At 63.8% G+C, this 23715-nt stretch carries 27 protein-coding genes and 1 riboswitch; of the genes, 8 read left to right on the top strand and 19 right to left on the bottom strand.

Features of this window, described 5'->3' with window-relative positions:
- Positions 1-502: 502 nt before the first annotated feature.
- The 5 genes from FVP60_RS08430 to FVP60_RS08410 all read right to left on the bottom strand — a co-directional run bounded on the left by FVP60_RS08430 (position 503) and on the right by FVP60_RS08410 (position 4756).
- The gene (locus tag FVP60_RS08430; RefSeq protein ID WP_147825820.1) at positions 503-1405 is read right to left on the bottom strand and encodes an amino acid ABC transporter permease; all 903 of its coding nucleotides are present in this window, start codon (positions 1403-1405) and stop codon (positions 503-505) included.
- The gene (locus tag FVP60_RS08425) at positions 1402-2058 is read right to left on the bottom strand and encodes an amino acid ABC transporter permease (protein ID WP_147825819.1); all 657 of its coding nucleotides are present in this window, start codon (positions 2056-2058) and stop codon (positions 1402-1404) included. The genes FVP60_RS08430 and FVP60_RS08425 overlap by 4 nt, the downstream gene beginning before the upstream one ends.
- Before the next feature lie 63 nt (positions 2059-2121).
- The gene (locus FVP60_RS08420) at positions 2122-3045 is read right to left on the bottom strand and encodes a glutamate ABC transporter substrate-binding protein (protein WP_147825818.1); all 924 of its coding nucleotides are present in this window, start codon (positions 3043-3045) and stop codon (positions 2122-2124) included.
- 34 nt (positions 3046-3079) lie between these two features.
- Entirely contained in the window at positions 3080-3829 is a 750-nt protein-coding gene (locus FVP60_RS08415) for an amino acid ABC transporter ATP-binding protein (RefSeq protein WP_147825817.1), read from the bottom strand.
- 120 nt (positions 3830-3949) lie between these two features.
- Complete coding sequence (locus FVP60_RS08410) at positions 3950-4756, bottom strand: TrmH family RNA methyltransferase (protein ID WP_147825816.1); 807 nt, start codon at positions 4754-4756, stop codon at positions 3950-3952.
- Positions 4757-4776: 20 nt separating this feature from the next.
- Here FVP60_RS08410 and FVP60_RS13025 point away from each other — a divergent pair, with 20 nt between their 5' ends.
- Positions 4777-4914, top strand: a complete 138-nt coding sequence (locus FVP60_RS13025; RefSeq protein ID WP_187240615.1) for a hypothetical protein — start codon at positions 4777-4779, stop codon at positions 4912-4914.
- A gap of 30 nt (positions 4915-4944) precedes the next feature.
- Here FVP60_RS13025 and rplT read toward each other — a convergent pair whose 3' ends face one another.
- The 3 genes from rplT to infC all read right to left on the bottom strand — a co-directional run bounded on the left by rplT (position 4945) and on the right by infC (position 6252).
- On the bottom strand, positions 4945-5331 hold the full coding sequence (gene rplT, locus FVP60_RS08405) for a 50S ribosomal protein L20 (RefSeq protein WP_147825815.1): 387 nt from the start codon (positions 5329-5331) through the stop codon (positions 4945-4947).
- Between the two features lie 33 nt (positions 5332-5364).
- Positions 5365-5559, bottom strand: coding sequence for a 50S ribosomal protein L35 (gene rpmI, locus FVP60_RS08400; RefSeq protein ID WP_147825814.1), 195 nt, complete (start codon positions 5557-5559; stop codon positions 5365-5367).
- 63 nt (positions 5560-5622) lie between these two features.
- Positions 5623-6252 (bottom strand): translation initiation factor IF-3, encoded by a 630-nt coding sequence (gene infC / locus FVP60_RS08395; RefSeq protein ID WP_147825813.1) that lies wholly within the window; start codon positions 6250-6252, stop codon positions 5623-5625.
- 244 nt (positions 6253-6496) lie between these two features.
- Here infC and FVP60_RS08390 point away from each other — a divergent pair, with 244 nt between their 5' ends.
- The 4 genes from FVP60_RS08390 to ribH all read left to right on the top strand — a co-directional run bounded on the left by FVP60_RS08390 (position 6497) and on the right by ribH (position 8929).
- Positions 6497-6904 (top strand): DUF1844 domain-containing protein, encoded by a 408-nt coding sequence (locus tag FVP60_RS08390; RefSeq protein WP_147825812.1) that lies wholly within the window; start codon positions 6497-6499, stop codon positions 6902-6904.
- Between the two features lie 107 nt (positions 6905-7011).
- Positions 7012-7139, top strand: a riboswitch (FMN riboswitch).
- Positions 7140-7224: 85 nt separating this feature from the next.
- Positions 7225-7827: a riboflavin synthase gene (locus tag FVP60_RS08385; RefSeq protein WP_147825811.1), complete on the top strand. Its 603-nt coding sequence runs from the start codon at positions 7225-7227 to the stop codon at positions 7825-7827.
- The gene (ribB, locus tag FVP60_RS08380) at positions 7824-8447 is read left to right on the top strand and encodes a 3,4-dihydroxy-2-butanone-4-phosphate synthase (RefSeq protein WP_147825810.1); all 624 of its coding nucleotides are present in this window, start codon (positions 7824-7826) and stop codon (positions 8445-8447) included. The genes FVP60_RS08385 and ribB overlap by 4 nt, the downstream gene beginning before the upstream one ends.
- Entirely contained in the window at positions 8444-8929 is a 486-nt protein-coding gene (ribH, locus tag FVP60_RS08375) for a 6,7-dimethyl-8-ribityllumazine synthase (RefSeq protein ID WP_147825809.1), read from the top strand. The genes ribB and ribH overlap by 4 nt, the downstream gene beginning before the upstream one ends.
- A 9-nt stretch (positions 8930-8938) precedes the next feature.
- On the opposite strand, the gene FVP60_RS08370 is transcribed toward ribH, so the two are convergent.
- The 6 genes from FVP60_RS08370 to FVP60_RS08345 all read right to left on the bottom strand — a co-directional run bounded on the left by FVP60_RS08370 (position 8939) and on the right by FVP60_RS08345 (position 13330).
- A complete protein-coding gene (locus tag FVP60_RS08370) occupies positions 8939-9709 on the bottom strand; it encodes an SseB family protein (RefSeq protein WP_147825808.1) in 771 nt (256 codons plus the stop codon).
- Complete coding sequence (priA, locus tag FVP60_RS08365) at positions 9693-10439, bottom strand: bifunctional 1-(5-phosphoribosyl)-5-((5-phosphoribosylamino)methylideneamino)imidazole-4-carboxamide isomerase/phosphoribosylanthranilate isomerase PriA (protein ID WP_147825807.1); 747 nt, start codon at positions 10437-10439, stop codon at positions 9693-9695. The genes FVP60_RS08370 and priA overlap by 17 nt, the downstream gene beginning before the upstream one ends.
- 41 nt (positions 10440-10480) lie before the next feature.
- Positions 10481-11128, bottom strand: coding sequence for an imidazole glycerol phosphate synthase subunit HisH (gene hisH / locus FVP60_RS08360; protein ID WP_147825806.1), 648 nt, complete (start codon positions 11126-11128; stop codon positions 10481-10483).
- Positions 11125-11730 (bottom strand): imidazoleglycerol-phosphate dehydratase HisB, encoded by a 606-nt coding sequence (gene hisB / locus FVP60_RS08355; protein WP_147825805.1) that lies wholly within the window; start codon positions 11728-11730, stop codon positions 11125-11127. The genes hisH and hisB overlap by 4 nt, the downstream gene beginning before the upstream one ends.
- 2 nt (positions 11731-11732) lie before the next feature.
- Positions 11733-12764, bottom strand: a complete 1032-nt coding sequence (locus FVP60_RS08350) for a histidinol-phosphate transaminase (RefSeq protein WP_246132545.1) — start codon at positions 12762-12764, stop codon at positions 11733-11735.
- 158 nt (positions 12765-12922) lie between these two features.
- Complete coding sequence (locus tag FVP60_RS08345; RefSeq protein ID WP_147825803.1) at positions 12923-13330, bottom strand: LysM peptidoglycan-binding domain-containing protein; 408 nt, start codon at positions 13328-13330, stop codon at positions 12923-12925.
- Positions 13331-13573: 243 nt separating this feature from the next.
- Between FVP60_RS08345 and lexA the strand changes: the two genes are divergently transcribed.
- Complete coding sequence (gene lexA / locus FVP60_RS08340; protein ID WP_147825802.1) at positions 13574-14269, top strand: transcriptional repressor LexA; 696 nt, start codon at positions 13574-13576, stop codon at positions 14267-14269.
- Between the two features lie 88 nt (positions 14270-14357).
- Here lexA and metE read toward each other — a convergent pair whose 3' ends face one another.
- Together metE and FVP60_RS08330 are read right to left on the bottom strand one after the other, a co-directional pair.
- A complete protein-coding gene (metE, locus tag FVP60_RS08335; protein ID WP_147825801.1) occupies positions 14358-16673 on the bottom strand; it encodes a 5-methyltetrahydropteroyltriglutamate--homocysteine S-methyltransferase in 2316 nt (771 codons plus the stop codon).
- On the bottom strand, positions 16670-17614 hold the full coding sequence (locus FVP60_RS08330; protein ID WP_147825800.1) for a methylenetetrahydrofolate reductase: 945 nt from the start codon (positions 17612-17614) through the stop codon (positions 16670-16672). Before FVP60_RS08330 ends, metE begins: the two co-directional genes overlap by 4 nt.
- 236 nt (positions 17615-17850) lie before the next feature.
- On the opposite strand from FVP60_RS08330, the gene FVP60_RS08325 reads away from it, so the two are divergent.
- Complete coding sequence (locus FVP60_RS08325) at positions 17851-19725, top strand: S9 family peptidase (protein WP_147825799.1); 1875 nt, start codon at positions 17851-17853, stop codon at positions 19723-19725.
- A 45-nt stretch (positions 19726-19770) separates the two neighbouring features.
- Here FVP60_RS08325 and yczE read toward each other — a convergent pair whose 3' ends face one another.
- Together yczE and hflX are read right to left on the bottom strand one after the other, a co-directional pair.
- Entirely contained in the window at positions 19771-20442 is a 672-nt protein-coding gene (yczE, locus tag FVP60_RS08320; RefSeq protein ID WP_147825798.1) for a membrane protein YczE, read from the bottom strand.
- The gene (gene hflX / locus FVP60_RS08315; protein ID WP_246132543.1) at positions 20443-21909 is read right to left on the bottom strand and encodes a GTPase HflX; all 1467 of its coding nucleotides are present in this window, start codon (positions 21907-21909) and stop codon (positions 20443-20445) included.
- A 197-nt stretch (positions 21910-22106) separates the two neighbouring features.
- Between hflX and FVP60_RS08310 the strand changes: the two genes are divergently transcribed.
- Positions 22107-22748, top strand: a complete 642-nt coding sequence (locus FVP60_RS08310) for a class I SAM-dependent methyltransferase (RefSeq protein WP_147825797.1) — start codon at positions 22107-22109, stop codon at positions 22746-22748.
- A gap of 35 nt (positions 22749-22783) precedes the next feature.
- Here FVP60_RS08310 and dapF read toward each other — a convergent pair whose 3' ends face one another.
- On the bottom strand, positions 22784-23662 hold the full coding sequence (gene dapF, locus FVP60_RS08305) for a diaminopimelate epimerase (RefSeq protein ID WP_147825796.1): 879 nt from the start codon (positions 23660-23662) through the stop codon (positions 22784-22786).
- Positions 23663-23715: the final 53 nt, after the last annotated feature.

Below are 23715 nucleotides of genomic sequence, written 5' to 3'. Positions count from 1 at the left end.
AGTTACCGAGTCTACCGGCCGTGTCGCGCGGTGTTTCCCGCGACCGTAGGTCGGGGGTTCCGGGGTTTTGGGGTTTTGGGGTTTTGGGGTTTCGGGGTTCGGGGTTCGGGGTTCGGGGTTCGGGGGTTCTGGGTGTCTCTCCCCGGGTGGCGCTCCTGGGTTCCGCTCCCCTGGCGGTGCCCCCTGGTTCCGCACTCATGGTTCCGCTCCCGGGTTCCGCTCCCATGGTTCCGCACCCATGGTTCCGCTCCATGGGTGGTGCTCCCCTGTTGTGCACGATGAGAACCCTGTTATGCACGATGAGCGCCAGCAAAACCCCAAAATTCCCGGCGTGGCGCGGCCCAGACGCCATTTGATCGTGCAGAACAGGAATTTGGTCGTGCACAACAGGATTTTGATCGTGCGTAACGCGGGATGGACGTGTGAGTGAAGGTTCGCACAAACACCGATGGTGCCCGCCGGGAATTCTCACCGACGAGCACCATCCTTGTGGCGCGGGAAACTACCTCTTCGGCTTCTTGCCCGACGATTGTGCGGCGATGACCTCGGTCACGGTGCCTTCGTGCATAACAGCGGTCTCGTCAGCTTCCACGCGTACGGCCTTCGGCGACGCCGAAACGCGCTTCTGCACAACGTGAGCCAGCCACGACAACAACAGACACATGCTGATGTAGATCGCCGACACGATGATGGTTGCGGGGATGATGGGTCGCCCGCTTTGCGACATCAGCGTCTTCGCAAGATCAAGCAACTCGTCGTAGCCGATGATCGAACCAAGCGATGTGTCTTTCAGCGTCACCACGAGTTGAGCGATGATGACCGGAAGCATTGCGCGAATAGCCTGCGGGAATTGAATGAGCGCCAGCACGCCGGACTTACGCAAGCCGATGGCATATCCGGCCTCCGCTTGTCCGCGGGGCAATGCTTCAATGCCCGCGCGGAACACCTCGGCAAGCACGGATCCGTTGTATGCCACCAGTGCGACGACCACCGACCAGAAGGTACCGAGGTCGATGCCGATGCTCGGGAAGCCAAAGAACAGCAGCATCATCAGAACAAGCACTGGGATCGCTCGCAGGATCTCCGTCACCCACGTGACCGGAACGCGAATCCAGGCGCGATCGCTCAACCGTCCGACCACGAGAATAACGCCGAAGATCAAGGATCCGACAGCGGCGACAGCAAATGCGCTCAGCGTTGCCATCACGGCAGGAATGACCATGTTGGTCCACACCGTCGAGAACGTGAAAACATTCCACTTGGCGGCGGTGAACTGCCCCGTGTCAATAAAGCGCCAGATCACGAAGCCGACAAAACCAACGAGCGCGACAACTGTCGCGGCGCCGATCAACGCATTGCGTCGTCGGGCCTTAGGGCCGGGAACGTCGTACAGCACGGAAGTCATCGGGCGATCCTCCACTTCTTCTCGAGCGCACGCTGGAGCCAGCTCAGCAGCATGACCAATGCCACAAACACGGCAGCGGTCAGGAGCAGAATCTCCATCAGGGTTCCGGGACGATCGCCAGAGTCAGAAATCGAGGCCCGAGCGGCCGCCATCTCCGCGACGGAGAAGCCTGCGGCAACCGTCGTGTTCTTCAGAAGCGCGATAAACACACTGATCATGGGGGGCACCACTGCTCGCACTGCCTGCGGCAAGACGATCAGAGTCATGACCTTCCCATACGGGAGCCCAATCGCGCGCGCGGCTTCGGCTTGGCCGGGCTGCACGGTGTTGATGCCGGCGCGAATGGCCTCGGCAACATACGTCGCGGTGTAGACGCCCAGCGCCACGATCGCCGTGGGGATGTAGTCGAGCGGAACCAAATCCAGCTGCGGGTAGGCAAACACGAAGAAGAAGAAAACCAGTGTCAGCGGCGTGTTACGGATCCAGTTGACGTAGACGATTGCAACGGCGCGGGCGATCGGAACCGGTGACACACGCATCGCCGCGACGATGAACCCAAGCACCAGCGCAAGCGCGCCGCCACCGAAGAACAAGATGAGCGTGTTCCCGAGCGCCTCGCCCCAAAGATCGAGGTTGCCAAAGATGACGTCCATGGCCCTCCTCTCCGAAAGTTGACGAAGGGACGGAACCTGTGGTTCCGTCCCTTCGGTGAGTGATTAGTAGTTGTCGACTTCGGGCTGCTCGACAGTGATACCGGATTCACCCAGGTTCTTGTCGAAGATTGCCTGCCAGGTGTCGCCACCGTCGGTCAGCAGGGTGTTGATGTGCTCGCGCAGGGCGTCGTCACCCTTGGCAAGACCAATGCCGTACTTCTCGACCGAGAACGGTTCGCCGACGACCTTGATGAGATCCGGGTCCTTGGCGGCGTAGCCGATAAGGATGGCCTGGTCGGTCGTTACGGCCTGCACCTTGCCATCGATAAGGTCCTGCACGCAAAGGGAATACAGGTCATACTCCTTCGTCTCAACCTCGGGGAAGTTCGCCTTGATGTTCTGAATCGGCGTGGAACCCGTTGCCGAGCAGACGATCGTGTCGGCGTTCAAGTCCTTCTCGCTCTTGATGTCGCTGTCGGCAGCGACGAGCAGGCCCTGACCCGTGATGAAGTAGGGGCCAGCGAAGTCGATCTGCTCTTTGCGCTTGTCGTTGATCGAGTAGGTACCGACGTAGTAGTCGATGTTGCCGTTGACGATCTCCTGCTCGCGGTTTGCCGAGGGGATCGCCTTGAACTCGATGTCAGCCTCGTCGAAACCGAGCGAAGCGGCGATCCAGCGCGCGATGTCAACGTCGAAACCAGAACGCTCATTCGTCGTGGCATCGAAGTATCCGAGGCCCGGCTGGTCTTCCTTGACGCCGATAACAACCTTGCCGTCGGCCATCATCTTGTCAAACGTCGGTGAACCTTCGAGGGTGACGTCGGTCGCAACCGTCCACGGGTTCGCCGAGCTGCTGCTGCCGGAGTCTGAGCTGCCGGAGTCCGTGCTGTCGCCGGAGTCGGCGGGCGAGCCGCTCTGGCAGGCCGTGAGTGCGAGAAGGGCAACGGCTGCGATACCGATGCCGGTCAGGGTGCGTGACTTACGCATTTTTCCTCCTTGGTAGGGGTATGTGGAGCCCACGTCAGTGCGTGAGGAGCTTAGAAAGGAAGTCTTTGGCGCGAGCGCTCTTCGGGTTGTTGAAGAACTCTTCTGGCGTTGCCTCTTCAACGATCTGGCCATCAGCCATGAACACCACGCGGTTGGCTGCCTTGCGCGCGAAGCCCATCTCGTGGGTGACGACGATCATGGTCATGCCTTCTGCGGCAAGCTCAACCATGACATCGAGCACCTCGTTGATCATTTCTGGGTCGAGAGCCGAGGTCGGCTCATCGAAGAGCATGACCTTGGGGTGCATCGCCAGTGCACGCGCAATAGCAACACGCTGCTGCTGACCGCCGGAGAGTTGAGCGGGCATCTTCTGCGCCTGGTGCGCAACACCAACACGTTCGAGCAGCTTCATAGCCTCGGCCTCAGCCTCGGACTTCTTCTTGCCAAGTACCTGGATCGGGCCAAGCGTCACGTTCTGCAAGATCGTCTTGTGCGCGAAGAGGTTGAACGACTGGAACACCATCCCCACCTCGGCGCGCAAGTGCGCGAGCGCCTTGCCCTCGGCCGGAAGCTCCTGGCCATCGATCGAGATCGAACCGCTCGTGATCGTCTCGAGTCGGTTGATGGTGCGGCAAAGTGTCGACTTACCAGACCCCGACGGGCCGATAACGACAACGACCTCTCCCTTGTTCACGGTGAGGTTCACATCTTTTAGTGCGTGGAAGTCGCCATAGTGCTTTTGGACGTCTTTGACCACGACAAGGGGCTGTCCGCTCTCTGTCATGCTCCGACACTAGGAGCCTCAGGGTGCTTTCAGCCACCTGTGCGCGCGACGGTTACGCACTCGTAACATTCGTTAACCAACAGATGGCTGACCTATTCAGTCAGCGCCGTCTGCAATCCGCTAGGACGCGGAACGCTGCGCGAACGCGGATTCGTACAGGCACACGCTGGCGGCGGTTGCGAGGTTCAGCGATTCGGCTCGGCCGTAAATCGGCAGCTTCAACGCCCGATCGGCCAGCGCGAGCGCCTCGTCTTCGAGCCCCCGCGCCTCGTTGCCAAACAGCCACGCGGTCGGTTGTGCCAGCACGCCGGCGGAGCGCGCCGCGAGCAGGTCGTCGCCCTTCACGTCGGCAGCAATGGTGGTGAGGCCCGCAGCACGGCAGCGCGCCATCACGTCGGCAACGTCGGCGCCGACAACGATCGGAACGTGAAACAGCGAGCCGGTCGTCGAGCGCACCACTTTGGGGTTGTACGGATCCACCGTCTTGCCGGTCAAAATCACCCCGTCTGCCCCCGCCGCATCCGCCGCTCGAATAATGGTTCCGAGGTTTCCGGGGTCGCGCACCTGCTCGCAGACCGCAAGCAGCACGGGCTTCGCCGCGAACACCTCATCCAGCGTCGCCGGAGACTGCTTGGCCACCGCAATCACACCCTGCGGCGTGACCGTGTCTGCCATCGCGTCCAAGACGGCCTCGCTCGCCAGCGTCACCGCGATGCGATGAGCGTCTGCGTTGTCGCGCAGATCGGTGTGACGGTCCCACGCGGCTGGCGTCGCGTACAGGTCAACGATGCTCCGCGCCCGGTACTGCAGGGCCTCACGCACGGCCTGGGGCCCCTCCAGCAGAAACAGGCCGGAGTCGTTGCGCGCACTGCGCTTGGTCAGCTTTGCGACGGCGCGCACGCGCGGGGACCGGGGGTTCTCGAGCACATCACCAGTCTAGGGCGGCCATGGCACCCTTCGAGCGAGCGGCGCGTGAATTCTCGGCGGCGCAGGCGGGTGTCGGAACCACGGTGCAGGCGGGTGACGGAACCACGGTGCAGGCGAGAGGGTCATCTCGGTTGCAGAACACCAAGGGCGCCCTCTGAATCAGAGAGCGCCCTTAGAGAGTGAAGAGCTTATGCAGCCGACTTCGGTGCGTTGACATCGCTGGGCAGAGCTGCCTTAGCGGTTGCAACGAGCGAGGCGAAGGTTGCGGCGTCGTTCACAGCAAGCTCAGCGAGCATGCGGCGGTCAACCTGAACACCGGCAAGGCCAAGGCCCTGGATGAAACGGTTGTAGGTCATGCCGTTCGCGCGCGTTGCAGCGTTGATGCGCTGGATCCACAGGCGACGGAAGTTGCCCTTGTTCTTGCGACGGTCGCGGTATGCGTAGACGAGGGAGTGGGTGACCTGCTCCTTGGCCTTGCGGTACAGACGCGAACGCTGTCCGCGGTAACCGGATGCGCGCTCGAGAATAACGCGGCGCTTCTTGTGGGCGTTTACCGCCCGCTTTACACGTGCCATTTCTGGTTTTTCCTAATCTTCAAACGGGCGCGATTAGCGGCCGAGGAGCTTCTTGATGACCTTGAAGTCGTTGCCAGATACAACCTGGTCAGCGTTCAGACGACGCTTACGACGGCTTGCCTTCACCTCGAGGTTGTGGCGCATACCTGCCTGCTGCTTCATGATCTTGCCGGTACCGGTGACCTTGAAGCGCTTCTTGCTGCCCGAGTGGGTCTTCTGCTTCGGCATCTTCTCTTCCTTAGTGTTTCGCCCTGTGGGCGTCTGGTTCGCCCGGAGGCGAGGCTTATGTGCCTATTCGGCGGAATCCGAGGGAGCGGCAGCGCCGTCGACCTGCGACTTCTCAGTGCGAGCGTCACGTGCGGCCTGCTTCGACGCGGCGCGAACAGCATTCTGCTCGGCCTTCGCCTCCGACTTGTTCTTGTGCGGCCCGATCACCATCACCATGTTGCGGCCGTCAATCGTCGGGTTTGACTCGACGGTTCCGAACTCGGCGACGTCTTCTGCGAATTTCTTCAACAGACGAACACCCTGATCGGGACGCGACTGCTCACGGCCACGGAACAAGATCATTGCCTTGACCTTGTCGCCCGCCTTGAGGAAGCCCTCAGCGCGCTTGCGCTTGGTTTCGTAGTCGTGTGCATCGATCTTCAGGCGGAACCGCACCTCCTTGAGGACGGTGTTCGCCTGGTTGCGGCGAGCTTCCTTAGCCTTCTGAGCAGCTTCGTACTTGAACTTCCCGTAATCCATGATCTTGACAACGGGAGGCTTCGAGTTGGGAGCAACCTCAACAAGGTCAAGGTCTGCTTCCTGTGCGAGGCGAAGAGCGACCTGAATGGCGACAACGCCAATCTGCTCGCCACCGGGGCCGACGAGTCGGACCTCCGGAACGCGAATGCGCTCGTTGGTGCGGGGATCGCTGATGCGGAACTCCTCTGGATGCGTGGTTCATGGCCACTGCGATACGAGGGTTCGTGTCGCAGGCGAAGGTCTATCACTCCACCCGCACGGCGTCTAACGCCGGCTTTGCACCCTAACTACCCCCGACAGATTCGGGGGCGGAGCGCAGACCCGGTAGCCTAGAACGGCAAGCGCGGGTGGGATGTGATCCACTTTCGTACTGGAGCGTAAGCCCCAGAGCCCGCATAAGTTTAGCAGAGAGTTGCACGTGAACACGATTCCGGCCGAAAGTAGCCACGAACACGACCCTGAGCGCCTCGCGCAGTGGGAGAAAGCAGACCAGGCGGCAGCAGAAGCCGCGCGTGATATCGCCGATGTTCCGGCCGTTGAAGTCATCACAACGGCAGCAGTACACCTGCTGAGCGCCGCGGCCGTCAAGCTCGGACTCGCCGATGACCCCAACGCCGCCCAACAGATTGACCTGGATGAGGCGCGCAAACTTATCGACGCGCTCGCAGGACTCATTACGGCCGGCGCTCCCGCCGTGAGCGATATGCACGCCCGTTCGCTGCGTGATGGCCTGCGCTCCGTGCAGCTGGCCTTCCGTGAGGCCTCGGCCATTCCCGATCCGATCGGCAAGGGCCCGGGCGAGAAGTGGACCGGCCCGGTCAACTAACCCCGAAAAACTCCTGCGAGGCGGGCGCGAGTGCGAAGGCACTGACGCCCGCCTCGTTTCGTTGCGTGACGCCACCGCCCCGCAGGAGGCGTATCCTGGTGGCAAGCACACGTGCTCCGGGGTCAGTGAAAGTCTGAGCCGGCGGTGATAGTCCGCGACCCATCTCCTTCGGGAGGTGGTTGATCTGGTGAAATTCCGGAACCGACGGTTAAAGTCCGGATGGGAGGAGACGTGGCGTCATTGGTGGCGTCGCATATTTTTTGCAACCCCCGGTGTCGCCGTTGTTCCTGCATACCCCGGCGCCAGGACCGGAGGTAGCAATGTTCACGGGAATCATCGAAGAACTCGGTGAGATCACTCAAATCACGCCAGCGGCGGGCGGCGAGGTACGCGTTCGCATACGCGGCCCGCTGGTGACCAGCGACGCTCGCCTTGGCGACTCGATCGCCGTCAACGGCGCGTGTCTCACCGTTGCCGAGCTCATCGGCGACGAATTTGAGATTGAAGCGGTTCCGGAGACGATGCGCCGTACGGCACTCGGGGAGCTGAAGGCCGGTTCCCCCGTCAATCTGGAACGCGCCATGATCGCCGGCGCGCGGCTCGACGGCCACATCGTGCAGGGGCACGTCGATGGCGTTGGGCGCCTCCGCTCACGCACCTCTGGCGGCCGCTGGGAGGAGCTCGTGTTCGAACACGCACCGGAACTTGCCCGCTTCATCGCCGAAAAGGGCTCGATCGCCGTCAATGGCACCTCGCTCACCGTCACGACGGTGACGGCAGACTCTTTCGGCGTGGCATTGATCCCCCTCACCCTCGAGCGCACGACGCTTGGTGGCCTGGCCGTCGGCGATCCGGTCAACCTCGAAATTGACGTGATCGCCCGCTACGTCGCTCGCCTGCACGAGACGGAGGTCGCGGCATGACCATTGAACGCGCCCTCGAAGAATTGCGACGCGGCAGGCCGGTGCTGGTCGCAGACGCCGCGACCCGCGAGAACGAAGTCGACGTGATTCTGTCGGCGCAAGCAGCGACGGAACCATGGATTGCGTGGACCGTGCGGCACACGTCTGGCTATTTGTGCGCGCCGCTGCCCGCCGATGTTGCCGATCGTTTGGAGCTGCCGCTCATGGTTCCGGCGTCACAAGATCCGCGTCGCACCGCGTATGCCATCAGCGTTGATGCGGCCGATGGCATCACCACCGGCATTTCTGCCGCCGACCGCACCCGCACCCTGCGGGTGCTCGCTTCGCCCGATGCGACGGCGGCCGACCTCATTCGACCCGGCCACATTCTCCCGCTCCGCGCCGTCGGAGGCGGCGTTCGTGAACGCGCCGGCCACACCGAAGCGGCCGTTGATCTGTGTCGCGCAGCGGGGCTTCACCCGGTGGGCGTCATTGGCGAACTCGTGCACGACTACGGCCCGGTAATGCGGTGGGATGACGCCGCGAGCCTCGCCGCCGAATATGACCTCGTACTCATCAGCATCGAAGACCTCATCGCGTGGCTCAACAGCCACCCCGCTCACCAAGGAGAACTCGTATGAGCAAGCATGGCTCACCCACCCTCACCCCGCGCGGCGACGGCCTGCGCGTCACGATCGTCGCGGCAAGCTGGCACACCGTCATCATGAACGGTCTGATCGAGGGCGCCCAGCGCGCACTGCGCACCGCCGGCGTCACCGACGTGCATCTGCTGCGGGTTCCGGGCTCTTTTGAACTGCCCCTTGCCGCTCAGCACGCGGCGACCGCCGGGAGCGATGCCGTCATCGCGCTTGGCGTTGTAATTCGCGGGGGCACACCACACTTCGACTACGTGTGCCAGGCCGCGACCCTCGGCATCAACGACGTCGCCCTTACCACCGGTGTGCCGATCGGGTTCGGCCTGTTGACGTGTGACGATGAGGCCCAAGCGTTCGATCGCGCCGGGCTTGAAGGCTCGTCGGAAGACAAGGGCGCTGAGGCTGCCGAGGCGGCCGTGGAGATGGCGACGTTGCTGCGAGACAGCCCACTCAGGGCAGCCTCGTAGGGTGCTGATCTAGCTCGCGGAGCGGACGAGCTTGACCGAAAGCGAATCAACCAGCACGGCGACGCGGTTATCGGCCGCCCACCGCTGCGCGAGGCGCTGCAACACGGCATCGAGCTGCGTCTGGTCAAGCCCGTCAACGAGTTCCAGCGAGACGACGAGTTCAGGCCCGTGTAGCCGCGCTTGCGGGTCACCGGAGGCCATCGTGAGGTCGATGACGGCAAGCTCGGTTGCGACCGATTCTTGCAGCGCCGCGAATACCTCCGGCGACTCGGCGCTCGGCACCCACGGCACATCCTGCGCCAGCGCCCAGACTGCCGGGCGCCGCACGATGTACTCGGTTTCTGCCGTCGGGTCGATGACGATGAGGTCAGTTTGGTCGGATGCCGCGGAGAGGGCGGCACGGACGCCTGCGACCGGAATCGGCCGCGCCAGCGGATCCCACGTGCGCATCGCATCAACGCTGGTAAAGATGGGGAGCACCGTGCGGCCGTCAGGCGCCGCAACGGTCACGATGGAGAGTTCCTGCGTCTTGTCGACAGCAAGACCGCTGGGGGCGACACCCTCCTCACCCTTTTCGGCAATGAGCGGAATCAGCACCCGCGCCGTGCGCAGCGCCTCAACAATGGCGATCTGGTCGCCGGAACCATTGCGAAAGTTGGTGAGGGCGGCATACAGCGCCGGATCTGCGGAACCATCGTCGCCGGCCGCGGGATTGGGCTCGAATCGGCGCCCCTCCCACGGAACGCCCGCCGAGTCAGCCGAATTAGTCTCCGGCGACATCCAGCGCCTCTGGCAACGTGAACGCGCCGGAGTACAGCGCCTTGCCGATGATCGCGCCCTCGACGCCGAGCGGAACCAGGTCACGCAGTTCGGCAATGTCGTCGAGCGAAGAAATACCGCCCGATGCCACGACGGGCTTGACGGTGCGGGAGCAGACTTCGCGAAGCAGCTCTAGGTTCGGGCCGCGCAGGGTGCCGTCTTTGGTCACGTCGGTGACGACGTAACGCGAGCATCCCGCATCTTCGAGGCGTGCGAGAACTTCCCAAATATCGCCGGCGTCTTGCGTCCATCCGCGAGCAGCCAGCGTGGTTCCGCGAACGTCCAGACCGACCGCAATCGCCTCACCGTAGCGGCCGATAACGTTGGCTGCCCACTCGGGGTTTTCCAACGCCGCCGTGCCGAGATTGATGCGGGTTACGCCGGTCTCCAGCGCGGCCTCAAGAGACGCGTCGTCACGGATTCCGCCGGAAAGTTCGACGTTGAGCCCGCGCACCTGCTTGATCACGCGGCGGATAACGCCGGTGTTCGCGCCTCGCCCGAAAGCAGCGTCGAGGTCGACCAGGTGCAACCACTCGGCACCCTGCTCTTGCCACTGAGCCGCGGCGTCCACCGGGTCGCCATAGCTCGTCTCGGAGCCGGCCTCGCCCTGGGTCAGGCGCACAGCCTTTCCGCCCGCAACGTCGACGGCCGGCAACAGAACCAGTGCAGGGGTGTTGGTGAAGTCGTTCATGTGTCCTCTAGCAAACAAGCTTCGTGCAAACGGCATAGACGTTAGAGCGTAGTCCCGCCGAGCGTGCCGATCCAATTCGAGAGCAGCGCAATGCCGGCTGCACCCGACTTTTCGGGGTGAAATTGAGTCGCCGATAGCGGGCCATTTTCGACCGCGGCGATGAAACGGGAGTGGTGCGTCGCCCACGTCACCGTCGGTTGCGGAAACGGCGGCGTCACCTCGAGCGTCCAGTCTTGCGCGGCGTTGGAGTGCACAAAATAGAAGCGCTCATCTTCGATGCCGCGAAACAGCGTGCTGCCCTCCCCGGCCTCGACGGTGTTCCAGCCCATGTGCGGGAGAATCGGCGCTTCAATTTCACGCACGACGCCGGGCCACTCACCGAGCCCCTCGGCACCAACGCCACGCTCCACGCCGCGCTCAAACATCACCTGCATGCCGACGCAAATGCCCAGCACAGGTCGTCCGCCGGCCAGGCGACGGTCGATCAGCTCTTCGGATCGTTCGGCGCGCAACGCCTCCATGACGGCCGCGAATGCGCCAACGCCGGGCACGACGAGCCCGTGAGCGTCCATGATGAGTTTTTTGTCTTTGGTGAGCCGAGCATCGGCACCGGCCGCATCAAGCGCCTTGACGGCAGAGTGCACGTTGCCGGAACCGTAGTCGAGAACGGCGACGACGGGGCGGGTCACAACGCGCCCTTGGTGCTGGGAATGCCGGAGACGAGCGGGTCAAGCGCCTTCGCCTGGCGGAAGGCACGAGCAAAGGCCTTGAACTCGGCCTCTGCGATGTGGTGAGGGTCGCGCCCGGCGATCACATTGACGTGCACGGTGAGGCCGGCGTTGAGCGTGATTGCTTCGAACACGTGGCGAACGAGTGAGCCCGTGAAGTGGCCGCCAATGCGGTGAAATTCGAAACCGGCCGGCTCGCCCGTGTGAACCAAGAAGGGACGACCAGAAATATCGACGACGGCCTGTGCGAGTGCCTCGTCGAGCGGAACCAATGCATCGCCGTAGCGGGAGATTCCGGCCTTGTCTCCGAGCGCCTCACGAATAGCCTGGCCGAGCACGATCGCGGTGTCTTCGACGGTGTGGTGGGCGTCAATGTCAGTGTCGCCGGTGGCCTTGACGGTGAGGTCGGTCAGCGAGTGCTTGGCAAACGCGGTCAGCATGTGATCGAAAAACGGCACAGACGTGTCGATCGAGCTTTGACCGGTGCCATCGAGGTTGAGCTCAAGCTCAATCGTTGACTCGCTCGTAGAACGGCGACGGGATGCGGTACGGTGCGCAGTCATATTCAGAATTCTAGCGAGGCTAGCGCGTCGAGGAACGCGGTCGTTTCTTCTTCGGTACCGGCAGACACGCGCATGTGCCCCGGGATTCCCACATCGCGGATCAGGATGCCGCGCTCATAGAGGGCGAGGAATGTCGCCTGCGGGTCGGCCACACCGCCGAACAGCACGAAGTTGGTCCACGATTCGTATGGCCGATAGCCCAGCGCCGTGAGGGTCGCTGAAATGCGATCACGCTGTTCAACGATGTTGTCGACGGTGGCGAGCATGGTGTCGGCGTGACGGAGGGCTGCAAGCGCGGCAACCTGCGTCAATGAGCTGAGGTGGTACGGCAAGCGAACCAGGCGAAGAGCATCAATAAATGCTGGGTCTGCGGCGAGGTAGCCAACGCGCGCACCAGCGAAGGCGAATGCCTTGCTCATGGTGCGCGACACCACCAGGCGCGGGCGTCCGTCGAGCAGAGTCAGCGCACTGGGCGCGTCGTGCGGCGCGAACTCGAAGTAGGCCTCATCAACCACCACAATGCCGTCGGTCGCGTCATAGACGGCGGCGATCACATCAAGTGGCAGCGGCGTGCCTGTGGGATTATTGGGCGCGCAAAGCAAGATGACGTTCGGGTTGACCTCTTCGACCTGTGCCACCGCGGATGCCGCGGTGAGGGAGAAGTCGGGGCCACGCTCTCCCGCAAACCATTGGGCTCCGGTGGCCTGCGTGAGAAGCGGATACATCGAATAGGTGGGGCCAAAACCCATGACCGTTCGGTCAGGACCGGCAAACGCCTGCAAGATGTGTTGCAACACCTCGTTCGAGCCATTTGCCGCCCACACGTTCTCGGCACTCAAGCCGTGCCCGAGATAGCCGGCAAATGCCTCCCGCAACAGGCTGAACTCTCGGTCGGGGTAGCGGTTCAGATCACGCACCGCGAGCGACACCGAATCGACGATATCGGTTGCCACGTCGTCTGGAATCGGATGCGTGTTCTCGTTGACGTTCAGTGCGACTGGCAGCGGAGCCTGCGGCGCGCCATACGGTGTCATCCCGCGAAACTCGTCGCGGATGGGTAGATCACTGAAGGAGATCGTCACTCCCCCATCGTAGGTCTGCGGAGTACGGCCGCCGAAATCTATGTCGAGAAAATTACGTGCCATCTCGCTACGCCCATCCCGGCTTCTCAGCGCAGAATCGAGACGTGCGCCTACTTCGTGTACTCAGCCGGAATCGACAGCGTCTGACCGGGAACAATGGCCGAAGACGGCAATGCGTTGAGCGAAACAATGGCGTCGATGACATCACGGGGGTCGGCAGCTGGCGCGATCTCACCCGCGAGCGACCACAACGTGTCGCCCGGCATGACGTTAATGGTTTCGAAGGTCACCGGCGCTCCGCCCTCATCGAGAGACGCGAGGGCCGTGCCGCCGCTCAACACGGCGATGACGACGGCAACAACAATCGGAAGCGCCACGAGGGCCGCAAGCACCCGACGACCGCGCTCGGTGATGCGCAAGCGCGTGGCCATGATGGTGCGGTTGGAGATAGCGCCGGCAACGGATGCCTGAACGACACGAACGGGGCCACCGTTGGCGTTGATGCTGATCGTGCTCATGATTCCTCCTTATGGTGTGCTTCGGCCCGGTTCTCGGCCGGGAGAACCGGAACCGAAGCTACGTTCCGAATCTATGTTCGATCTTCGAACATGTCAACCTATTTTTCGAACGACTTCTCAAAATTTGTTCCGACACACTCGAACAAAAGTCTCTGTTTGCCCGGAAAGTCGGATACGGTTTCGATAGCGAAAGCACATCATCAACCTCCGACATTGGTCGTTGAGTGGCATAAGGAGAACGCAATGAGCGCCGAAGAGACCGTGAACGGTGCGGGCAACGAGGCCCCACGCACGCGTCGCCGCAAGAACCTCAGCGACAAGCAAATGGCCATCCTTGAGGTCATTCAACGCTCGATCGCACGCAACGGGTATCCGCCGAGCATGCGCGAGATCGGTGACGCGGTGAACCTGAAGTCGCTCAGCAGCGTCACGCACCAGCTCGGTCAGCTCGAGTTGAGCGGATACCTCCGCCGCGACCCGGGTAAGACCCGTGCCATGGAGGTGCTCATCGACATTCCGGGCATCGCTACCGAAAACCCCGCAGACGCAGCACCCGCCGTCGGCGACGCAGCCCTGGTTCCACTCGTCGGCCAAATTGCCGCGGGCATTCCCATCACCGCAGAACAGCAGGTTGAAGAGATCTTCCCGCTCCCCCGCCAGCTCGTTGGCAAGGGCGAACTGTTCATGCTCAAGGTCAACGGTGAGTCGATGATCGACGCGGCCATTTGCGATGGCGACTGGGTGGTCGTTCGCGTTCAGAGCGATGCCGAGAACGGTGACATCGTCGCGGCCATGCTCAACGATGAGGCGACCGTAAAGGTTCTGCGACGCCGCGACGGCCACACGTGGCTGCTGCCACGCAACAGCGCTTTCGAGCCGATCCTCGGCGACGAATCAACCATTCTCGGCAAGGTTGTCGCCGTGCTCCGCGCCGTCTGAGCACTACACACGAAACCCTAAGCACGACACACGAAATCGGCCTCACTCGCCCGACAGGGCAGGTGAGGCCGATTCTGTAGGTGGGCCGTTAAGCGCCGATCTTTTCGCGCACGTTCTTGGTGGCGGCCACGAGGTTCCGCAGCGACTCGACCGTTTCGTCGTAGCCACGCGTCTTGAGTCCGCAGTCTGGGTTTGCCCAAATGAGCTTGTGCGGCAGGGCATCGGCTGCGCGCTGCAGAATCGACTCCTGCTCATCGACCGACGGAACGCGCGGCGAGTGAATGTCCCAAACACCGGGGCCAACGCCGTGCGGGAAGCCCGCGTCACGAATGTCGTCAATCACTTCACCGCGGCTGCGCGCTGCCTCAATGGAGGTCACGTCAGCATCGAGCGCCGTAATCGCGTCGATGACGACGGCAAACTCGGAGTAACACAGGTGGGTGTGAATCTGGGTGGCATCCGCAACGCCTGCCGTTGCCAGCCGGAACGATCCGACCGACCAGTCCAGATACGCGGCCTGATCGGCCGTCTTCAGGGGCAGCAATTCGCGCAGTGCCGGTTCGTCGACCTGGATGATCGCAATACCGGCATTCTCCAGATCGGCAATCTCATCGCGCAACGCGAGACCCGCCTGGTTGGCGGTCTCAGCCAGCGGCTGGTCATCGCGAACGAACGACCACGCCAGAATCGTGACCGGCCCGGTGAGCATGCCCTTCACGTGTTTTTCGCTCAGCGACTGCGCATACTCAGCCCACCGCACCGTCATGGGCGCGGGTCGCGACACGTCGCCCCACAGCAGCGACGGGCGGGTAGCGCGCGAACCGTAGGACTGCACCCAACCGTTTTGCGTGACGGCAAAGCCATCCAGCAACTCGGCGAAGTACTGCACCATGTCGTTGCGCTCGGCCTCACCGTGAACCAGCACGTCGATGTCGAGATCGTGCTGCAGATCGATCACGCGGCTGATCTCAGCCTTCAAGAACTCGTCGTAGGCGGCGTCGTCAATCTCGCCGCGCGCGTGGGCGGCGCGAGCCTTGCGGATCTCCCCCGTCTGCGGGAAGGAACCAATCGTTGTGGTCGGCAGCACGGGCAACGCGAGGGCGGCGTCTTGCGCGGCGACTCGTTCTTCCTCGTTTCCACGCACAAAGTCGTCGGTGTGAAGCGCTGCGGTGCGCGCCCGGACCGCGTCAACGCGAACGCCGGGCGCTACGGCACGATCGGCCAGCGCCGCGGTTGCCGCATCCAGCTCACCGACAATCGCCTCGCGACCGTCCACGAGGCCAGCGGCGAGCGTCACGATCTGTGCGACCTTCTGATCGGCAAACGCCAGCCACGACACGAGGCGAGGGTGCAGTTGCGTCTCATCCGCGACGTCGTGCGGCACATGCTGCAGCGATGTCGTGGTTCCGGCGGCCACCTGAGCCGTGCCCAGAGCTCGCAGCTCCTCGAGCGTGTCAAACGCGCCGGCGAGGTCGCCGCGCCAGATGTTTCGGCCGTCAATCACGCCGCCGACCAAGACTTTGTTGTCGAGCCCCGGGACGGCCGCGGGGACGGAACCACGACGCAGGTCGATCGCGATGCCGTCGACGCCAGAGGCGGCGAGTACGCTCCACGCTTCAGGCGAGAGCTGCGCGTAGCCGGCGGCCACCAAAATCTGAGGACGGTCGGCGGCGTTCGCGAGAACGTCGTAGGCGACACGTGTAGCCTCGGCGAGCTCCGCCGGGCTGTACGGCAGGCTCTCGCTCACGAGCGCTGGTTCGTCCAGCTGCACCCACTCGGCACCGGCATCCTTCAACGCCGCCAACAGTTCGACGTACACCCCAAGTACGTCTGCGAGCCGGGACAGCGGCGAGAATCCTTCGGCTGCCTCATCGCTCGCCTTGGCGAGCGCCAAGAACGTCACCGGGCCGACAATGACCGGACGCGTGACGAATCCATCGGCACGCGCCTCAGCGACCTGGTCCGCAAAGCGGGTGCTCGAAAGCGAGAACACGGTGTTCTCGTCGATTTCTGGAACCAGGTAGTGGTAGTTGGTGTCAAACCACTTGGTCATCTCCAGCGGTGCCCGGTCGCCGTCTCCGCGAGCAGCGGTAAACAGCGCGTCGAGCCCAAAGGTTCCGTCTTCGCGGCGCAAGTGTGAAAAGCGCGTCGGAAGCGCCCCCAGGGTGACGGCAGCGTCAAGCACCTGGTCGTAGAAGGAGAAGGACTCCGGAATCGATGAGTCGGCCCGACCGAGCCCGAGCTCGGCGAGACGCGCACGCGTGGCCTCGCGAAGCGACGCCACGGTCGCCTCCAGCGCGTCAGCGTCGGTCTTTCCGGCCCAGTGCGACTCCACGGCGCGCTTAAGCTCGCGCTGACGCCCGATGCGCGGATAGCCGAGGATGGTGCCTGCGGGGAAGGTCATCGTACGTTCTCCTTTTGGATGAGGATTCCGGCCTCGCGAAGTACCGCGAGAACCGTGTCGTGATTGTTGAAGGCGTAAAGGTGAATGCCGGGTGCGCCGCCATCCGCGACGGCGCGCGCGAGGTTGGCGGCATACTCGATGCCCAGGTCGCGCTGACCCTCGGCGGTGGGCTCAATCTCGAGCGCGATAGCCAGCTCGCTGGGAAGCTCTTCACCGCTGAGCTCCAGCACGCGATTGAGCCGGGCCGGATTCGTGATCGGCATGATGCCGGGCAGGATCGGAATCGTGACGCCAGCCTGACGCGCGCGCTCAACGAATGCCAGGTACGCGTCGGCGTGGAAGAACAGTTGCGTAATTGCCAAGGTCGCGCCAGCCGCCTGCTTGGCCAGCAGTGCGTCAATGTGCTCCCTCGCGTGGCGAGATCGCGGATGCCCATTGGGAAATGCGGCGACGGCGATATTCACGCGACTGCGCCGATCGACACGGGCAGCACCCGGAATTCCGGGAACATCGCTTTGCCGGAACGGCACCCGTTCGGCTTGCACGCGGTCGATGAGCTGCACGAGCTGGGCCGAGCTTTCCAGGTCGCCGAGATAGATGTCTTCCTCGCGGGTGCCTGCGGGCGGGTCGCCGCGTAGCGCCAGGAAGCTGGAGATTCCGGCATCCAAGAATTCGCGAATCAGCGCTGTCGCGCCGGCATAGGTGTTGCCGACACACGTGAGGTGTGCCAGCGGATCAACGCCGGTGTGCTCCCGAATGTAGGTCAGCACCTCAAGCGATCGCCCCCCGGAGGAGCCGCCGGCACCGTAGGTCACGGAGATAAATTGCGGATTGACGGCGGCGAGCTCATCAATCGTGCGGTGCAGCGCCTGCACAGAGGTATCTGTGCGCGGCGGATACAGCTCAAAGGAGAACGGAAGCGTGGCGATTTCATGTGTCATCTGTGTCTCCTTTCCGGGTGAATCATCCGCGCATGGGGCCGGTTTGCACGCCCACCAGCACTCGGCCGGTGGGCGGGTTTTGGCCCGGATATCGCTGAAGCTATGAGGTTTCGAACGTCGTGGCACCACGCTAATGGCGGGTCTTTGCGGCGCCACAATCTTCGGTGACGAAATGTGTTTCTCAGTGACGAAATGTTTCGGCGCCGCATGACAGACCCACCCGATAACCTCGAGACATGGCACGTTCTCTTCCCTTCGGCTCCTGGCCCTCGCTCCTGTCTGCGGCGGACGCTGCCGCTGGTTCCGCTCGTTTTGACGGTGCCTCCTTTGCCTCGGGCGAGGCATATTGGGCGCAGTCTGTCGGCGGCAGAATGACGGTGTTTCGGCAACATCAGGAACAGCCGCTGCTGCCGGAACCGTTTAACGTGCGTTCGCGGGTTCATATGTACGGCGGCGGCGCGTGGACGGTCACCGCTGACGGCACGGTGTTTTTCGTTGAAGCCAGCGACCAGCGCGTCTGGGTTCTTCCTCCCGGCGAGGCGCCGCGCGCGCTCACGCCCGCCTGCGAGGCGACAACCTACGGCGGGCTCACTCTCAGCGCCGGCGTGCTGCTCGCGGTGCGTGAGCGTCGCCTCCCCGGCGGTATCGAACGCGACATCGTGATGATCGCACCGCGCCCCGATGCCGACGAGCCCATCGTGTCGCTTGCCTCCGGCACCGATTTCGTCGCGCAGCCGGCCCTTAGCCCGGATGCCGCCAATCTCGCCTGGGTGGGATGGAACCACCCCGATATGCCGTGGGATCACGCCGACGTTTACGTGCGATCGCTCGTGACCGAAGGCCACCCGTTCTCCGTATCCCAGGGCGCTGGCGTCCAGCCGCAGTGGAGCGCGCGCGGCGACCTGTTCTTTGCCGATGACCGCACCGGCCGATGGAACCTGCGCGCCGTACCTGCTGGTTCCGCCACCTCCCTGCCCGTGGCCCCCGCCGATGGCGACACGGGTGGCGCGCTGTGGGTGCTGGGGCTGTCGTGGTACCGGCTTCTTGATGACGGGCGCATTCTCGCGGTACGTACCGACGGCAGTGACCGTCTCGTGGTGATTTCGCCCGACGGCCAGCGCGAGGTTTCGACGCCGCTATCGGCCGGAATCATGGTTCACGACGTCGACGGAACCCGCGCACTGGTGAGCGGGGCAGGCGAACGTGTTCCGGGCGGAATCTGGGTGATCGACGTTGACGATGAGGCCGTGGCGCACCCGGTGGCAGGGGGCGTGGCCGCCTGGCCCGACGAGTGGCTCCCGCGCGCCGAGCCGATGACTTTTGCGGGGCCGCAGGGCGACGTTCATGCGTTCTTTTATACCCCCACGAACCCTCGGGCCGAGGCGTTGCCTGGCGCCCTCCCGCCCGCCCTTGTCATGGTGCACGGCGGGCCTAGCGATCACACGTCGCCGGCGCTCTCCCCCACCATTACCTACTTCACCAGTCGCGGTATTGCGGTGTGCGACGTGAACTACGGCGGATCCACCGGGTATGGTCGCGCCTATCGCGAGCGCCTTCGTGGCCAATGGGGCGTTGTCGACGTTGCTGATGTTGTGGCGGCCGCCGATGCCCTTGCGGCATCGGGTCTCGTCGATGCGAACCGGATCGCGGTGCGCGGCGGGTCGGCCGGCGGGTGGACCGTGTTGAATGCGTTGGCTCGCACCGACCGATTCGCCGCAGGCATCGCGCGCTACCCGGTCACCGATGCCCGCGCTCTCGCCAGCGACGACGGCGAGTTTGAATCTCGTTACTTCGACGGCCTTATCGGCCCGCTCCCCGAGGCGAACGATCTGTACGTTGAGCGATCGCCACTGACGCATGCCGCGGAAATCAAGACTCCCGTCTTGCTGGAGCAGGGAACCGACGATCCGGTGGTTCCGCAAAGCCAGCCGGAGATGATTCGCGACGCCCTGGCCGCCAATCGTGTGCCGCACGCGTATCTGTTGTTCGAGGGCGAGGGGCACGGATTCCGCCGGCCAGAAACCCTGGTGGCGTCGCTGGAGGCCGAGTTGGGCTTGCTCTCGACGGTGTTCGAGTTCGAGGCCGATGTGCCGCCGCTCGCGCTCAGCTAGGGGTGAGCGGCTAGCGGTTTGCGGTTTGCGGTTAGCGGCTAGCGGTTAGCGGGGGTCGTCGAGACGAGCGGAACGTCGTGCGCGCCACCGCGTCACGGGTGGCAAGAACAGCTGAATCAGCGGGCCGACACCAAACGCAAACAACAGGGTTCCAACGCCCACCGTGGTTCCGAAGCCCCATCCAATCAGCGCCCAGCCAAGCAGCAGCACGCTGCCCTCGAGCACCGTGCGCACCAGCCACACCGGCTGCTTTGTGATGCGAACCAGGCCCGTCATGAGCCCATCGCGCGGGCCAGGCCCGAAGTCAGCGTCGATGTACAGCACCGTCGCGAACGCGAGAATGACGAGGCCCGCGCCGAAGTAAATGCACCGCAACCACAGCTCATCGGTGACCGGCACCACCAGCAGGGCAAGATCAGCCCAAAGGCCGACGGTGAGCCCGTTCATCAGCGTGCCAATGCCGAAGCGTTGGCGCAGCGGAATCCACAGCAGCAGCACCACGATCGACACGGCCACCGTTGCCATGCCGTAGCTCAGGTGGAAGTTTTCGATCAGGCCAAAGCTCAACACATCCCACGGCGCGACACCGATATGCGCGCGCACCATGAGGGCAAGCGCCAAACCGTACAGCGCCAGGCCCACGATGAGCTGCACCCAGCGGTCGATCGTGTCCTTCCGGCCCGAAGTGGTGGCCGGAAGGAAGAACTTGAACCACATTTAGACGGCGTACTTTTGCAACTCGGCCGCGAGGCGCTCGCCAACCCGCGCGTGCACGAGAGTTCCGTCAGCCTCATGCGTCGATGAGATCAGCATGCCGCTCTCGTGAATCTGCGACACCAGCGATCCTCTGTCGTACGGAATCAGGGCGTGCACTTCGACGGCCGGAACCGGCAGTGCGGCCTCGACGGCGGCGCGCAGTTCTGGGATACCCTCGCCGGTGCGGCTGGAGACGAAGAACGCGTCGGGCTGTAGCCCGCGCAATACCAGGCGGGTGTCGTCATCGACGAGGTCGGCCTTGTTGAAGACCACAATCTCGCGCGCCTCGCGAGCGCCAACGTCTGCCATCACATCGCGAACCGTCTGAAGCTGGCTACCCGGATCGGGGTGCGCGGCATCAACCACGTGCAGAATCACACCGGCCCCGGCGACCTCCTCCAGCGTGGAGCGGAACGCCTCAACCAGCTGGTGGGGCAGGTTGCGCACAAACCCAACCGTATCGGTCAGCGTGAACACACGCCCGTCCGCGGTCTCGGTGCGGCGGGTCGTGGCATCAAGGGTGGCAAAGAGCGCGTTCTCGACCAGAACGCCAGCCTCGGTGAGGCGGTTCAGCAGGCTGGATTTTCCGGCGTTCGTGTAGCCGGCGATGGCGACAGACGGAATGGTGTGGCGCTTGCGCTCAGCACGCTTCGCCTCGCGCGCCGGAGCGAAGTCACGAATCTGCTGACGCAGCTGCGCCATCCGCGTGCGAATGCGGCGGCGATCCAATTCAATCTTGGTTTCACCGGGGCCGCGCGAACCCATACCGGCACCACCGGCACCAACCTGGCCACCGGCCTGACGGCTCATCGAGTCACCCCAACCACGCAAGCGAGGAAGGAGGTACTCGAGCTGCGCAAGCTCAACCTGCGCCTTACCCTCACGGCTCTTAGCGTGTTGGCTGAAAATGTCGAGAATCACGGTGGTGCGGTCAATCACCTTGACCTTGACCACGTCTTCCAGCGCACGACGCTGGCTGGGGGCAAGCTCGGAGTCGGCAATGACGGTGTCGGCGCCGAGCGCGGCGACGATATCACGCAACTCCTGCGCCTTGCCGCGACCGATGTAGGTCGCAGGGTCGGGGTGCGGGCGACGCTGCAGCAGACCGTCGAGCACGATGGCACCGGCCGTCTCGGCTAGCGCGCTCAGCTCACGCAACGAGTTTTCGGCATCGGCCTGGGCGCCCTGCGGGTAAACGCCAATGAGCACGACGTTCTCAAGCCGCAACTGGCGATACTCGACCTCGGTAACATCTTCGAGTTCGGTCGAGAGTCCGGGCACGCGGCGCAGGGCGTGGCGCGCCTCCAGGTCCCACTGCTCGCCGTCGGTCGAGCCGTGGCCCGCTGTGGCGGCATCTTGCAGTGCCTGTGCGGCACCGAACACCCGCGTTGTGGAGCGGCTTTCAGCGTGCGCCAACACGCGCTCCACCGGGTCAATAGCGTCGTCGCTCTCGCCCGTCGTTTCGGTCGCTTCGTTCGCGACCGGGTTGACGGCGTCGTCAACCGAACGGGCGTCTTCAGAAAAATCGTTCTCGCTGGGCAGGGTAATCGTCCTCTCGCACCGCTTCTGCGGTTCAGTCAAGCCTAACCTCCACGGCGGCCTTCGCTCCGATAGTCTTAACCCCCATGAGCAGTGATCACTATTTCAGTGCCACGCCGTCCAGCTCCTACGCCCCGCGCACCATCCAGGTCACCCTGCAGGGCCGCGCCGTGGAGCTGACTACGGCGGGCGGAACCTTTTCGCCCGACCGGTTGGATGCTGGCACCGGCGTGCTGCTCAACAACGTGCCCGCACCGGCTCCAGGCGGAAACCTGCTCGACATCGGATGCGGGTGGGGCCCCATCACGCTGAGCCTGGCAATGGCCTCACCACACGCGACGGTGTGGGCCGTCGATGTCAACGAGCGCTCGCTGGAATTGACCCGGCAGAACGCGGCATCGCTTGGGCTCGAGAATGTGCGAGTATGCAAGCCCGATGAGGTTCCCGACGACATCGTGTTTCGCACGATCTGGTCCAACCCGCCGATTCGCGTCGGCAAGGATGAGCTACACGGCCTGCTGCGCCGCTGGCTCCCCCGCCTCGACGAACGAAGCGACGCCTGGCTCGTTGTGGCTCGAAACCTCGGCTCCGACTCGCTGCAGCGTTGGCTCGACGCGACCCTCGACTCGACGTTCAGTACCTCTCGTGCGGCCACCAGCAAGGGCTACCGCGTGTTGCGCGTGCGCAAGCACGGCACTCCTCGCACCGACACGATCAACCTGGTCTAGCTCGAAACGGTACCCGCGCCGCGTGGGCCAGCGCGCTATGCCAGCGAAATGGTTCCGCTGAAGACCAGCGATGCCGGCCCCGAGAGCGCGACGTGCTCGCCCTCTTCGGTGGGGAACATCCGCACTGCGACGACACCACCCGGAACCTCAACACGCCAATTGTGCGGCGCCTGCGGCCCTGCCCAGTGACGCACCGCGAGGGCGGCCGCGGCGATGCCCGTGCCACACGACAGCGTCTCACCGACGCCACGCTCAAAAACGCGCATGCGAAGGTGCCCGACCCCGTCAACGATCATCGGATCTTCCGGAACCACAAATTCGACGTTCGCGCCGGCGGCGGGCGCGGGATCGAGATGCGGGATGACTGCGAGATCGAGGTCGTCCAGCTCGGCGTTTGATGCGAGAGCGACCACGACGTGCGGGTTACCGAGGTTGACGCTGAGGCCCGGACGCGCCACCGCCATGCCACGGGTGCGCACGAGCGGCTCCGCGCTCTCCAGCTTCCAGCGGCCGAGATCGACCTGGAATCCCTGAGCTGAGCGGGTGAGATCTTTGATGCCGGCGCGGGTGCCGATCGGCAACGTCGAACCCGGCTCAATGGTTGCCAGACCCGAATCCAGCAGGTACTTCGCGAACACGCGCGTTCCGTTGCCGCACATTTCAGCCTTCGAGCCGTCGGCGTTGCGATAGTCCATGAACCACTCCGCGGCGGGATCTTCGGCGACGATGGCCGCACCCTCCTCGATGGCCGCGGAGCGAACCACGCGCAACAGACCGTCAGCCCCAATACCAAAGTGGCGATCGCACAGCGCTGCCACCTGGTCATCGGTCAGCTCAAGCTCACCGTCTGGGTCGGCGATGATGACGAAGTCGTTGCCGGTGCCGTGGCCTTTGGTGAACGCAATCTGAGGCATGTCACCAGTCTAGGGACGACTGACGACGTCGCGGCGCTCGGCGTCGCGCTCTT

It is taken from the genome of Microbacterium mitrae (assembly GCF_008017445.1).
In the GTDB taxonomy this organism is placed as follows: domain Bacteria; phylum Actinomycetota; class Actinomycetes; order Actinomycetales; family Microbacteriaceae; genus Microbacterium; species Microbacterium mitrae.
Note: the sequence above shows the minus strand (reverse complement) of the source record. Positions and strands in the feature narration are given on the sequence as shown.

Coding starts and splice junctions, on each gene's coding strand:
- rpmI (WP_147825814.1), bottom strand. CDS start 5,559: ATGCCGAAGCAGAAGACCCACTCGGGCAGCAAGAAGCGCTTCAAGGTC.
- lexA (WP_147825802.1), top strand. CDS start 13,574: ATGAGCGCCGAAGAGACCGTGAACGGTGCGGGCAACGAGGCCCCACGC.
- FVP60_RS08420 (WP_147825818.1), bottom strand. CDS start 3,045: ATGCGTAAGTCACGCACCCTGACCGGCATCGGTATCGCAGCCGTTGCC.
- yczE (WP_147825798.1), bottom strand. CDS start 20,442: ATGTGGTTCAAGTTCTTCCTTCCGGCCACCACTTCGGGCCGGAAGGAC.
- FVP60_RS08330 (WP_147825800.1), bottom strand. CDS start 17,614: ATGACACATGAAATCGCCACGCTTCCGTTCTCCTTTGAGCTGTATCCG.
- FVP60_RS08325 (WP_147825799.1), top strand. CDS start 17,851: ATGGCACGTTCTCTTCCCTTCGGCTCCTGGCCCTCGCTCCTGTCTGCG.
- FVP60_RS08385 (WP_147825811.1), top strand. CDS start 7,225: ATGTTCACGGGAATCATCGAAGAACTCGGTGAGATCACTCAAATCACG.
- FVP60_RS08425 (WP_147825819.1), bottom strand. CDS start 2,058: ATGGACGTCATCTTTGGCAACCTCGATCTTTGGGGCGAGGCGCTCGGG.
- priA (WP_147825807.1), bottom strand. CDS start 10,439: ATGAACGACTTCACCAACACCCCTGCACTGGTTCTGTTGCCGGCCGTC.
- FVP60_RS08350 (WP_246132545.1), bottom strand. CDS start 12,764: ATGACACCGTATGGCGCGCCGCAGGCTCCGCTGCCAGTCGCACTGAAC.
- FVP60_RS08310 (WP_147825797.1), top strand. CDS start 22,107: ATGAGCAGTGATCACTATTTCAGTGCCACGCCGTCCAGCTCCTACGCC.
- ribB (WP_147825810.1), top strand. CDS start 7,824: ATGACCATTGAACGCGCCCTCGAAGAATTGCGACGCGGCAGGCCGGTG.
- hisB (WP_147825805.1), bottom strand. CDS start 11,730: ATGACTGCGCACCGTACCGCATCCCGTCGCCGTTCTACGAGCGAGTCA.
- FVP60_RS08345 (WP_147825803.1), bottom strand. CDS start 13,330: ATGAGCACGATCAGCATCAACGCCAACGGTGGCCCCGTTCGTGTCGTT.
- FVP60_RS13025 (WP_187240615.1), top strand. CDS start 4,777: ATGGCACCCTTCGAGCGAGCGGCGCGTGAATTCTCGGCGGCGCAGGCG.
- FVP60_RS08430 (WP_147825820.1), bottom strand. CDS start 1,405: ATGACTTCCGTGCTGTACGACGTTCCCGGCCCTAAGGCCCGACGACGC.
- rplT (WP_147825815.1), bottom strand. CDS start 5,331: ATGGCACGTGTAAAGCGGGCGGTAAACGCCCACAAGAAGCGCCGCGTT.
- ribH (WP_147825809.1), top strand. CDS start 8,444: ATGAGCAAGCATGGCTCACCCACCCTCACCCCGCGCGGCGACGGCCTG.
- FVP60_RS08370 (WP_147825808.1), bottom strand. CDS start 9,709: ATGTCGCCGGAGACTAATTCGGCTGACTCGGCGGGCGTTCCGTGGGAG.
- metE (WP_147825801.1), bottom strand. CDS start 16,673: ATGACCTTCCCCGCAGGCACCATCCTCGGCTATCCGCGCATCGGGCGT.
- FVP60_RS08415 (WP_147825817.1), bottom strand. CDS start 3,829: ATGACAGAGAGCGGACAGCCCCTTGTCGTGGTCAAAGACGTCCAAAAG.
- dapF (WP_147825796.1), bottom strand. CDS start 23,662: ATGCCTCAGATTGCGTTCACCAAAGGCCACGGCACCGGCAACGACTTC.